Genomic DNA, 12,451 nt, shown 5'->3' on the forward strand with positions numbered 1-12,451 from the left:
TCCTCGCTGGTGTGGTAAATAACTATGAGGATGAATTGATTTGTGATTTAGCTGAATACTATCACATTTACAATTATAAGAAGATTCCTTTATCGACTGTTGCGGTGCTAACAAGAGGACTTAGAGAAGATAGCCGAGTAATGATGTGTATGAGCGGCGAAAAGGGAGATTTCAAAACAAAACTTTTTGCTCTTATGACTGATTACTTGGCTTTTATTACTTGGTCTAAAACTAAAGATGCGCAAAAAGGAATTAATGCTCCAAAATCGATATTTGATTCTGTTTTTGCTAAGAAAATGGATGACGATGTCAAAGCGTACTACACTGGTGAGGAGTTTTTAAAAGCAAGAGAAAAGATATTAAAGGCAGGTGAGACAAATGGCAACTGATTTAGGCAAGGCTTATGTTCAAATAATTCCTTCTGCAAGAGGCATATCAGGAATGATATCTAATGAGCTTGGCGGTGAAGCCATGAGTGCAGGTACTCAAAGTGGATCTAAGCTTGGTGGAGCATTAGTCGGCATGGCTAAAAGAGTAATTGGGGCAGCCGCTATTGGAAAGTTTATCAAAGACAGTATATTTCAAGGTGGCCAGCTTGAACAATCTCTTGGTGGTGTGGAAACACTGTTTAAGGATAGTTCCGATAAGGTAAAACAGTATGCTGCAAAAGCTTTTGAAACGTCTGGTATATCTGCTAATGAATACATGCAAAATGTAACTAGTTTTAGTGCTAGCTTGCTTCAATCTTTGGGTGGTAATACTTCGAAAGCAGCAGATGTAGCCGACATGGCTATGCGAGATATGAGCGATAATGCAAATAAGTTCGGTTCAGATATGGAAAGCATTCAGAATGCATACCAGGGCTTTGCCAAAGATAATTACACAATGCTGGATAACCTTAAACTTGGTTACGGAGGAACGAAGTCGGAGATGCAACGTCTACTTGCCGATGCAACTAAGCTTACCGGAGTGAAGTATGACATAAACAACTTGTCTGATGTATACAATGCAATTCACGCTATACAAGGCAAACTAGATATTACTGGAACTACTGCAAAGGAAGCGAGTGAAACTTTAGAAGGCTCTTTTAATTCTATGAAAGCCGCCTTTAAGGACTTTCAAGGAGCGTTGACTACAGGTGGAGATATCAACGCTACATTAAGTAACTTGGTGCAAACAACAGGTACTTTCTTGTTTAAAAACTTGGTTCCAATGGTAGGAAGACTTGTGGGAAATCTTGGTTTGGTAATTCTTCAAGGTATACCTAAACTGATAAATGCTATTAATCCTGCTATTGACCAAATATTTACATGGTTGAAATCGAATTTTCCAAGAATTCTACAACATGGCAGTGAACTTGTAGGTAATCTGATACTTGGCATAATTAATGCTTTGCCAGAACTTTTAAGTGCAGCAGGTAATTTGGTGAACTCATTTGTTCAATTCGTATTGAGTAATCTTCCTGCCATTTGGGAAACCGGAAAGAGTTTGTTTTTCAAATTAGTTGACGGAATTATCAATGTACTTCCTCAAATTGGTGATACTGCATTAAAGATTATTACTGAATTTATTAATTACGTAACTAATAATCTGCCACAAATACTACAATCAGGTATTAAGATTCTAACGGAATTAGTTAATGGGATTATACAAAGACTACCTATGATCGGTGCTACAGTGTTAAAAATTGCAGCATTGTTTTTGGCTACTTTGTTGGAGAAATTACCAGATATATTGGCAATGGGTGTTAAACTCATTGTATTTTTGGTTAAGGGTATAATTTCTATGTTTTCAAATGTTCAAAATGCTATGAATAATTTGGGAAGTAGCATTATACAAGCAGTAAAAAAAGTAGATTTGTTTAGCGCTGGTAAAGCTATTATTGATGGATTCTTGCGAGGATTGAAGTCTGCATTTGAACATGTAAAATCATTTGTTGGTGGCATTGGTACTTGGATTCAAAATCATAAAGGACCATTGTCTTATGATAAAAAACTTTTAATTCCAGCAGGTAATGCAATAATGGGTGGTTTGTATGAAGGATTAGATGATGGTTTTTCTAGTGTTCAATCATTGGTTAATTCAATGGCGCCGCAAATCCAATCGGGATTTAACCTAGAGGATTATAGGGTTAATTCTACTGGATCTAATTACAATGATTTAACGGGATTAACAACTAATGATAACAACCAAAAACCTATTGAAATTACTGTTGTAAGTGAATTAGATGGCAGAGAAATATCAAGAGGAACTTATCGCTATGATAGAGAGTTCATGGAAAGAGAAACAAAGATTAATAATAGAAGAAGAGGGGTGTATTAATGTTTTTTTATAATGGTACTGATTTTAGGGATTTGATTATTGTAGAAAATATAGAACGCCCCGTTCTATCTTCTACTGAGAACAAATTGAATCCTTATATTGTGTTCAATGGATCAGATTTTATTAGCAGCAGAAGAAAAGAAGCGAAATTTAAGATTATTTTTAGTTATGTTCAAGAAAACTTGAATACAATTAGAAGAGTTCTTGCTCAATTTTTAGGAACTGAAGAATTATCGGAATTATACTTTTATGATGATCCAGATATTATTTACTACGCAAAGGTTGATGGAGAAATAAAATCTTCTGAATATAAGGCTAATAATTACACTAAAGGATATGGGAAAGGCGAGTTAACTTTTATCATCCCATCTGCTTGTGGGTATAAGAGAGAGCCTGTGGAGCTGTCGCAAGCCAATGCTAAAAGTATTATGTGTGAAAACAAGGGTACGGATAAGACGTATCCTATTTTTGATTTCACATGTCATGGCAAGGTTACAATGATTGGCGTGACTAGTAAATACGGCAGTTTCCAGTTCGGGGATAGTAAGGAGTTTGCACCGATTAAGCAGATGAAGATACACAAGGAGCAAACTAGTAGTTTGTTCAAGAGTGGCAAGGGGACACTTACTATTCTTGATAGGGTTATGAAGACTAGTGATGGTTGGGATATTGTGGATGCATCGAAACTTGTAGCTGATAGTGATTTTGATGGTAGAGTAGCAAACACAAATGCGACTAGCACTGCTCCAAGTGGCAATACTGTTACCGTGTCAAAGAACGCAAGGTATTGGGACAATGGTGTTAGGATTGCTAACTGGGTAAAAGGTAAGTCTTTTAAATTCGATAAGACGAAAGCTGTGAACAAGTCAAAATCAAAGAAGGCATACAGACTTATAGACAAAGAGGGATATCTTGGTTGGTTACTTGAAGAAGATATTCAAGGGAAAAGTCAAAGCACTGTTACTGGTGTATATCCTGTATGGGATTCTTCAAGTTTAAAGACATTCTCGACACTTCCACTTCACAGAAAAGTGACTAACAATGCGACTGACTGGGAGATGACTTTCAAGTTCAATTACAAGGCTAATCCTGGACAATTTGGTTTTCTGACTTTTGGTATTACTGATAAGGATCAAAACATGATTGGTGGTATGAGAATTGAAACCATAAACGGTGATGGAAGAATGGCCATGGTGTGCTTGTGTGGTAGTGATGGACAGCTTCACACTGGATACAACAAAGCTGACTGGACAGGTGCTGTAACTATTACTAAAAGAGGTGCTATGGTTACATACTACATGTATAATCAGTTGAATGGTAAAAGCTACACTTATAGGCTAATGAATGCTGAGATTGATGATGTAGTGGCTAGTGATGTTTATGTGTTATGCACTAAAAAGAACAACTATGACTTTATTCAAGCTTGTAATCCAATGCATATGACAATTACGGGATATGATGCAGATATTTATGTTGAGAATAAAAGCAAGGAAGAGTTTTCTATGATTAATGTAGCTATTCCACGTTTTAACTTCAATGATGGAGATACTGTAAGAATCGACATGAATACTGGTTTTTGTTATCACAATGGACACAGATGTTTGATGCCAATTGCGTTTGGTTCGAAACCTACTCCGATTTATCCAGGTACAGAGGAGATAGCAATAACTACTGAGGGAGAATTCGGTTCTTTCGTTGATTGTGATGTTAGTTACAGAGAGGTATTCAAATGTTAATAGTTACAGATAGAAATCTACAAACACTGACAATAGTTAGTAATGATTATCCAGGCAGTGTGCATTTTCAAGATGATAAGTTCAACGAAAATTTGGAAACTGGAACTTGTATGCTTACTTGCAGTATCGATAAGGTCATTGAAAAAGATGTTGAATTAATTGAAGCTGGTTGTTTGATCGTTGCTACAGGATACAAGAAAAAGCCTGTTCTTTTAGAGATTACTGAAGTTGTTGAAAATAGGTATTCAAAGGAGATAGTCGCAGAAGATTGCGGACTTGATTTGCTTAATGAAGATATTGGAGAACAAGATTTCAAAGGAACACTTGCAGAATGGGTCAACAATACTCTTGGTGAAAAATCAGACTGGGTTGTTGGAATTAATGAGGCTAAGGATAAAAACTTAGCTTTTAAATTCGATGGTACAACTACTAAGACTAAAAGACTTGCTATGATTGCAGGTCGTTTCGGTTGTGAGATTAGCTATGATGTTAAATTAAATGGTAATGCAATAGATAAAAAGGTCATTAACTTTTATAAGAAACGCGGTAAAGAAACTGGGTACAGACTGGAGTTCGGGCGTGATGTGAGCGATGTTAAGCGTACTGTGTCAATAGCTGACTTGTGTACTGCTGTAAGAGCTGTAGGTAAACCTCACAAGGAGCAAATCAGAGAAGTAAAACAAGTTGAAATCGAAGAAGATAAAAAGAAACCTGCACCAAATAGCAAGATTGAGTTATTCGTTAAATGGATGAAATCACGAGAGGGTAAGGTTAGGTATTCACAAGCAAGACGTGAAGGTCCTAACTATTATGACTGCTCAAGTTCTGTGAGTAGCGCTGCGAAATTTGCGGGACTTTTTCCAAAGTCTGTGGGACTTCCAACAACTGGGACATTATGGGCTTGGGGTAATGCTGGAACGTACTTTCATCAAATCAATCAATCAGAAATTCAGTACGGAGACATATTCGTATCAAGGCACAATAACAAGGGTCACACAGGTGTAATTTTAGATAAAAACACGATAATACACTGCACATTGTATGGATCAATCAATGGGATTGTAACAACTAAGCTAAAAGGCTGGACTGGTCCAAATGTTAGGTTCTACAGATGGAATGAAAACAAAGGTGGAACTATAGTTGATGCTACTAAAAAGACATACTGGACTAATTCTGATGTTACAAAACACGATTTGGGCAAGAGGTTGCAAGGAATAACTGCGACTCAAATCAATAACTGGATAAGAGCAAAAGCTCCAAATAGTCCATTTAACGGACAAGGTCAAGTATTCATAGAAGCACAAAAACAGTCTGGGTTGGATGCAAGATATATATTAGCCCATGCAGCACTAGAAAGTGCGTGGGGTACTAGTAGGATTGCAAGAACATACCATAACTACTTCGGTATTAATGCCTACGATAGTAATCCTGATAATGCTAAGAAAAGCAGTAATAGAAGCCTACAAGCAGGTATTATAAATGGCGCTGTGTGGATAAAAGAACACTACTATAACCGCGGACAAAAGACGTTGTATGCTATGAATCATGATAAAAATGGACATAACTATGCTAGTGATAAGGCATGGGGAGATAAGATTGCTAATATCATGAAAAGCTCTGAACGATTCACAAATCCGGGTGCTACTGCTTCAAGTACTGAACAAGTATCGTACAAAGAACATGAAGTTAACACAGACTTGGTGGGATACAAGTATGATGATGGAAGATTCTATGTTACTGATGATGGACTGATTTGCGATAGAGAAGCAGCTAAAAAGTGGACTAGATTCAATAAAACGGGTCAAAAATATTTCATAAGAATGTATGATAGCGAGGCTACTAGCCAAAAGACGTTGTTTGATGAGGGATTAAGGTTCTTAAAAAACAACAACGAGGCAAAGATTAGCTATGAGGTTTCTCTAAGACAACTTCCAGGTGAGCTTGAAATTGGGGACTATATCAGAATAATAGATCATGGATTTAAACCTGCGTTGTATTTATCTGCTAGACTTGTGGATATTACAAGGAGCTTATGTGATGAGCTTAGCAACTCTGCTATATTTGCAAACTTTGAAGAAGAAAAAGCAGGTATTTCTGAAAGGCTTTTAAGTCTTGAAAAATCTGTGTATAGTAGCAGGTTTAATTGGCAAAATGTACCATTTGAGATGGAGTTGACATCAAGTCAAGGCAATGTATTCAAAGATGGTGTGTTGTCAACGGAAATCACAGCTATTGTTACTAAAGCAGGTGTGGATCAAACCGCTACAATTGATAAGTTTGTATGGGAAAGAGTGTCAGAATATCAAGACAAGATTACTACAAGTGATGATGATTGGAACAAATCTAAAGAAGGCTCAACTGGTAATATACTTGGAATTAATAACACTGATGTTGATTTACAAGCTACTTTTACATGCTCTGCAATGCTTAATGATGTTGCCGTGGCCACAAGCTTTATAACCATAAAGGACTTGACTATCGGCATATATAAGCAAGAACAAGAACCTAACCACAACGTGCTACAGTGGGGAGATGTGTGGCAATGGGACGACGGTAAAGGTAATCACTTCAAGAGACTGTGGAAGGGTGATAGGTGGGAAGATACTATCACAAAAAGAGACTTGGAGTTACTTGAATTTAATGCAGGGCCTCCAGGTCGTGATGGCGAAGATGGTATGCCAGGTAAAGATGGCAAGGATGGAAGAACTTCGTATGTGCACTTCGCTTATGCCGATAGCGCAGACGGAACTGTTGGATTCACAAGAACTGCTACTTCTGGTAAAAAGTACATCGGATTCTACACGGATTTTGAAAAAGCTGACTCAACAGATCCCAAGAAATATGAATGGTCATTATTCAAAGGTGACGATGGTAAAGACGGAGTTGCAGGTAAAAACGGTGTTGGATTAAAATCCACAGACATATCCTATGGTTTGTCTAATTCTGAAACTAATGAGCCCGCTAGCTGGACTAAAGCAGTACCTAATTTATTAAAAGGTAAGTATTTATGGACAAAAACAGTGTGGAGTTATACTGATAACACTTCAGAAACTGGATATACGAAGACTTATATAGCTAAAGATGGTAACACTGGTAAGGACGGAATTGCTGGCAAAGACGGCGTTGGTATTAAGACTACTACTATAACTTATGCTAAGCATAAAAGTGGTACTTCTGCTCCTACAAGTGGATGGACTAGTAGTATACCAAGCACAAGTCCTGGCGATTTTCTGTGGACGAAAACAGTATGGAGTTATACTGATAATACTTCAGAAACTGGATATTCTGTTAGTAAAATAGGAAAAGATGGCTCTGATGGAATTCCTGGTAAAGCTGGTGCTGACGGAAAAACACCATATTTCCACACAGCTTGGAGTAATAGCTCTGACGGTAGTAAGGATTTTTCTGTTAGTGAGGCAGGAGAAAAGGCATACATTGGAACTTACACAGATTATAGTAAAGCCGATAGTACAGATTATAGGAAGTATACGTGGATGCTTGTAAAAGGCGAAAAAGGTGATCGTGGAGAGCAAGGTCTGAGAGGTCTACAAGGTCAAGATGGTAAGGACGGACTTCCTGGTCCTCAAGGTCGTGATGGTAAAGACGGGCAAAGCACATTCACTCATGTTGCTTATAGTAACAGTAAAGATGGATCAAGAGATTTTAGTACAAGTGAAAGCAGCAGAGATTATATTGGAATTTATGTTGATAGTAACAAGACTGATTCAGAAGACTACAGAAAATATAACTGGTCAAAGATTAGAGGGCTAAAAGGCGACCAAGGAATTGCTGGAAAACAAGGTTCAGATGGAAAAACACCATACTTACACATAGCGTATAGTAATAGCGCAGATGGTAGCAAAGATTTCAGCGTTGACAGTCCTAAACGCGATTACATTGGTCAATATACAGATTATAGTAAAGCCGATAGTACAGATTATAGGAAGTATACTTGGTCAAGGATAAAAGGCGAAAAAGGAGAAGCAGCAGACACAACAGAGATTTGGAAAGAGATCGATGGTGTTAAGTCAGATTTAGGAGAAAAAGCCGATTCACAAACTGTAACAGACATTGAGTCAAAGCAACAGGAAATTGAAGTGTTAATTAGTCAGAAAGCAGACAAAGATAGCGTGACTAAAAGCTTTGTTGAGATAGAAAAGGCTAAGGCATACGCAGATACTGTGAAAAAAGCGTTGGAAAATGAGAGCTTGTCACTTCAAGACAGGATCAAGATTATTGAGGAGAATGTCGGAGCTGGTAAGCTTACGATTGAAGCTATAACGACATATTTCGATTTCGGTGAGGAGGGTATTCTCATTGGTAAAAAAGACGAAGCGGTGAAGATGATTCTTAAAAACAACGCACTTGAAATTATAGATGGTACTAAGACTGTGGCAAGATTTGCAAATTCACAAGTACAAGTACCGAATTTAAAGGTTGACGGTGTGCTGGAGTTTGGATATCACATGGTAACTAAGTACGATAATGGCTCTAACAAATACACTATTATTAAACCAATCTAGGAGGAATAAATGGCAACATATACTGGTACAGCGCCACAAAGCTTGTATGCGTATTTTAAATTGGATATGAATGTTATCAGTCAATCAGAAGCTGATAATAGCTCTACTATAAAATACAGATTATATCTTGAAAGTAGAGGCGGAGGAAGTGGGTATTCTCAAACAAAGAGGCCCACTTCTTTAATTTGTAATAATCAGACAATTGAGGACACTAGGACAACGTATAGTTTTGACAGGGGTGGAAGTTCTACATTGTGTAGTGGTACTTTTACTGTAAAACACTGGAGTGATGGGACAAAGTCTTTTGCAATTAAGGCAAGTGCAGGAACTCACAGAGGTACTTGTTCTTTAAGTGCTACTATGACTTTACCGACGATTGCAAGAAAAAAGCCAATGAGTATGAGTATGAGTATTGTCAATTCGGTGGCTGATGTGGTGTCTTTTGCTAATATTGGAGACGAAGTAACTATTAATATTACAAATATTGATGGAAGAAGTGGAGATATTAGATGGGAGACGGATATCTTTTCCGGATATGTGGGTAGTCTTACAAGTAGTACGCATTTCACTTTTAAGGCAAGTACATTCTCTGATGTATTCGGTAATGATTCTAGTGGATATGTGACTTTTACTGCTAGTGCTGATGATGGGACTAGTGTTTCAAAGACTATTACTCTTCGTGTTTTTGAAATAAAAAAACCAAACATATCTTATGTTTCTGTTCGTGAGGGTAACTCACAAGTTAGAGATGTGTTCGGAAGTGGCTCATTTTATACAAGCATTAGTGATATCAGTGCATACGTATCTGCTGAAGCGTATACTGGTGCAAGTATAGAAAAGTATTTGGCGACTTTAGATGGATACACGACATACTCAAATGGATCTACTATAAACATTGGTAGTGTATCTAAATCTGGAACAAGAAGTATAGACTTCGAAGTCGTAGATAGCAGAGGTCAAAGAAGTTCTTATAGCAAATATATAAGTGTTAAAGAGTACAATCCACCAACTGCTGAATGTAGTGTTACAAGGCAAGGAGAGAGATTAAACGCTTCTGTGAAGGTACAACATACTGTATCTGGTGGTAGTACTGATAATAATCTTTGTAATATTAGGGTTGAGGTTAGGGAACTTCCTAGTGGGAGTTTCTCAACGAGATACAGTGCAAACATAAGTATTGCATCTACTACTCAATCAGTGTATTTGGGAAGCGGTTATAAGGAATTTGCATCATATGAGGTTAGAGTAACTGCGACGGATAAGTTCAGAAGTTATACTGCTTTGGTTACTGTGCCTACTCAAGCTGTTGGAATTTCAATTAATCATAAGAGCAATTGTGTTGGAATAGGTAAGTTTCCAGATAAACTTGCAGGTGATAATAACCTAGAAGTAAAGGGAAATATTTTCGCACGAAATATTGAGGCTGATTCGGAGATTAAATCCCCGTCCGCAGAATTCGATCTTCTTTTTGTCAACGGTATGTTAATGATAGACGGTGAGACAGTGGAAACTAAGCCTTTTGCTTCATATAATACTGCTAAAAGACTTGATACTGATAGCACTAGGGATATTTATGGGATTGCTGATCTGGGAGAAATTACGTATCCTAATTCACTAGGTAATGGCGGGTATTCTGATTTTTATACTGTTAATTTTTCTCCTGCTATATCGGATATATCATATATTGGGGCTACGATAATTAAGTGTAGTGGTATCGGAATGGTGCTTCACGTTGTTGACTACGGTAGCTCATACTTTAAAGTTAGGGTTCAGAACTATTACAATAGATCTGCAACATCGGCTTTTAAAATCGCATATCACATAAGGGGGTCAATTTAATGATAAGTATTTATATAAACGAAAATAATACAAGATTTGAGTATTTGAGAGAAGACGGAGCTATGATAACTGGCACTGTGGATAAGCTAGATGATAAGTTGTCGGATATAGTAGCTGAGATTAAGAAAAAGAAAACAGTTGATGAAATCGAAGCAGAAGAAAATAAGTTGAAAGAAGCAGAAGCAATGACTGAGATTTTTGATAAGATGATGGAACTTGAAGAGACTATGAAGTCAATTCAAAAGTCAATAAATGCAAAGGAGGTGAAATAGATGGCTGATATGTATGCATATTTGATTATGAGGGGCAGAAGAACATTCAAGAGTGTTCCAAATTGCCTGAAAGAACGTGTTAAGAAGATACTTGTGGAACTAGGACTTGAAGAATTAGCAACTGAGGAGGAATAGATGGATGATATAAACGAAAAAGTCGGAAAGCTAGAAACAATAGTAGCTACTCATAGCGAAAACATAAAAGATATTAATTGTAAAATTAAAGATATGGAAAGTAATTACGATGCAATGGATAGGAGACTTATTATAGTTGAGCAGAACATTTCAAGCATAAATGCTAATACCACAGAAATCAAGAATGATTTAAAGGATTTGGCAAGAAAAAGAGAAGAAGACCACTATATTAAGCCAATTCAAAAAACAGAGTCGTACAAAGATAAAGTAATAGCGGCAACAATTACAGGCACTGTCGCTTTTATTATAGGTATGATTTTGCCGAAGATATTTGGTTAGGAGGAAGATATGACGATTAGAAGATTCGGTGTTGATATTTCAAGATACAACAGAAATGTCAATATGAAATTAGCTAAACAAAGCGGAGTTGAGTTCGTAATACTGAAAGCGGGGTCCGGAGCAAGAGGCGAGGATCCTTATTTTCAAACCAATTACAGAAATGCCAAGGCAGTAGGAATGCCTGTTGGTGCATATTGGTATAGCTATGCTATGAATGTCAACGAAGCCAAAGGCGAAGCTATCAGATTTATGAAATTGCTAGATGGTAAGCAGTTTGAGTATCCTGTTTATTTGGATTTTGAGGATCCATCTCAAAAAAATATAAGCAGGAGTACAAAAACAGATATGGCAATTGCCTTCATGAGTATTCTCGAAAAGAATGGATACTACACTGGTTTGTACAGTTCAGGTGACTGGATCAATAACAAATTCGATAGATCTAGAATGAAGAATTACGATGTGTGGATTGCACACTGGTATGTAAATACGCCAAGATGCTATAGAAGTTATGGTATGTGGCAATATACTAATAAAAAGCAAGTACCAGGAGTGCCAAGTACTGGAGAAGGTGGGGTGGATGCAAACTGGTGTTTTGTGGATTATCCAAGCTTAATGAAGAAGTTAGGGATAAATGGATACAAGAAACAAAAAGCTGAAGTGAAAGGATTATCAAAAATGGATGAGGAAAAATTACTGGATCAAATTAAACAAACGGTAGTAACTTATGAAGCAAAGGACTACGAATTAGCTGTGAAGATTGCTAAACAGCACAAGGCTGTATTAGTTCCTGCAGAGCTAAATATGGATTTTGGAAAGATGAAAAAATCAAAGGACACGATAATTGGAATCGGAAATTCTACAGGCAAAATTAGTGGAAAAGATTACGGGATTACTGGATATTGCGATTATTTAGTATCTAGTGATAAGGTTGACGAGTTTCTGAAAGATAGAAGTAAGTTTTTGAGGAGGAAATAAGAATGAAGTTAAGTAACAAAAGCTATGATTTATTGAAATGGATAGCGCAAATATTACTTCCTGCTGCTGCAACTTTATATGTAGCTGTGGCAGGAATATGGGGATTTCCATATGCAAAAGAAATTGCCGGAACAATATCTGCGGTGGACTTATTCTTAGGTGCTTTACTGGGCATAAGCTCCATGAATTACTATAAAAATAACTAAATGTAAAAAAACTATAAATTAAAAGGGGTCAAAAGCGACCCCTTTAATGATTAGGTTCATACAACTATTTCTAATTTACGTGGGTATAAATTTTGTGGTGTTTT

The 12,451-nt window shown here is 37.0% G+C and carries 10 protein-coding genes; all 10 read left to right on the forward strand.

The features are described from left to right. Window positions 1-35: 35 nt before the first annotated feature. Genes DES33_RS04790 through DES33_RS04830 form a run of 10 tightly spaced genes read left to right on the forward strand, consistent with a single transcriptional unit; the run spans window position 36 to window position 12,347 of the window. Complete coding sequence (locus DES33_RS04790; RefSeq protein WP_211305672.1) at window positions 36-389, forward strand: DUF5361 domain-containing protein; 354 nt, start codon at window positions 36-38, stop codon at window positions 387-389. Then, window positions 379-2,322 (forward strand): phage tail protein, encoded by a 1,944-nt coding sequence (locus tag DES33_RS09800; protein ID WP_110058243.1) that lies wholly within the window; start codon window positions 379-381, stop codon window positions 2,320-2,322. Before DES33_RS04790 ends, DES33_RS09800 begins: the two co-directional genes overlap by 11 nt. Continuing rightward, the gene (locus tag DES33_RS04800; protein ID WP_110058244.1) at window positions 2,322-4,058 is read left to right on the forward strand and encodes a distal tail protein Dit; all 1,737 of its coding nucleotides are present in this window, start codon (window positions 2,322-2,324) and stop codon (window positions 4,056-4,058) included. Before DES33_RS09800 ends, DES33_RS04800 begins: the two co-directional genes overlap by 1 nt. Then, window positions 4,052-8,581, forward strand: coding sequence for a phage tail spike protein (locus DES33_RS04805; protein ID WP_110058245.1), 4,530 nt, complete (start codon window positions 4,052-4,054; stop codon window positions 8,579-8,581). The genes DES33_RS04800 and DES33_RS04805 overlap by 7 nt, the downstream gene beginning before the upstream one ends. Window positions 8,582-8,590: 9 nt before the next feature. Then, window positions 8,591-10,420, forward strand: coding sequence for a DUF859 family phage minor structural protein (locus DES33_RS04810; protein WP_110058246.1), 1,830 nt, complete (start codon window positions 8,591-8,593; stop codon window positions 10,418-10,420). Next, complete coding sequence (locus DES33_RS04815; RefSeq protein WP_110058247.1) at window positions 10,420-10,692, forward strand: hypothetical protein; 273 nt, start codon at window positions 10,420-10,422, stop codon at window positions 10,690-10,692. Before DES33_RS04810 ends, DES33_RS04815 begins: the two co-directional genes overlap by 1 nt. Continuing rightward, window positions 10,693-10,827, forward strand: a complete 135-nt coding sequence (locus DES33_RS09890; RefSeq protein WP_265334474.1) for a CD1375 family protein — start codon at window positions 10,693-10,695, stop codon at window positions 10,825-10,827. Then, window positions 10,828-11,166, forward strand: a complete 339-nt coding sequence (locus DES33_RS04820; protein ID WP_110058248.1) for a hypothetical protein — start codon at window positions 10,828-10,830, stop codon at window positions 11,164-11,166. It abuts the gene before it with no gap. A 9-nt stretch (window positions 11,167-11,175) separates the two neighbouring features. Further along, window positions 11,176-12,141, forward strand: a complete 966-nt coding sequence (locus tag DES33_RS04825) for a glycoside hydrolase family 25 protein (RefSeq protein WP_110058249.1) — start codon at window positions 11,176-11,178, stop codon at window positions 12,139-12,141. Window positions 12,142-12,143: 2 nt separating this feature from the next. Then, complete coding sequence (locus DES33_RS04830; RefSeq protein ID WP_110058250.1) at window positions 12,144-12,347, forward strand: phage holin; 204 nt, start codon at window positions 12,144-12,146, stop codon at window positions 12,345-12,347. The last annotated feature ends 104 nt before the right edge of the window (window positions 12,348-12,451 follow it).

Origin of the sequence: Finegoldia magna, assembly GCF_003182075.1 — a bacterium.
In the GTDB taxonomy this organism is placed as follows: domain Bacteria; phylum Bacillota; class Clostridia; order Tissierellales; family Peptoniphilaceae; genus Finegoldia; species Finegoldia magna.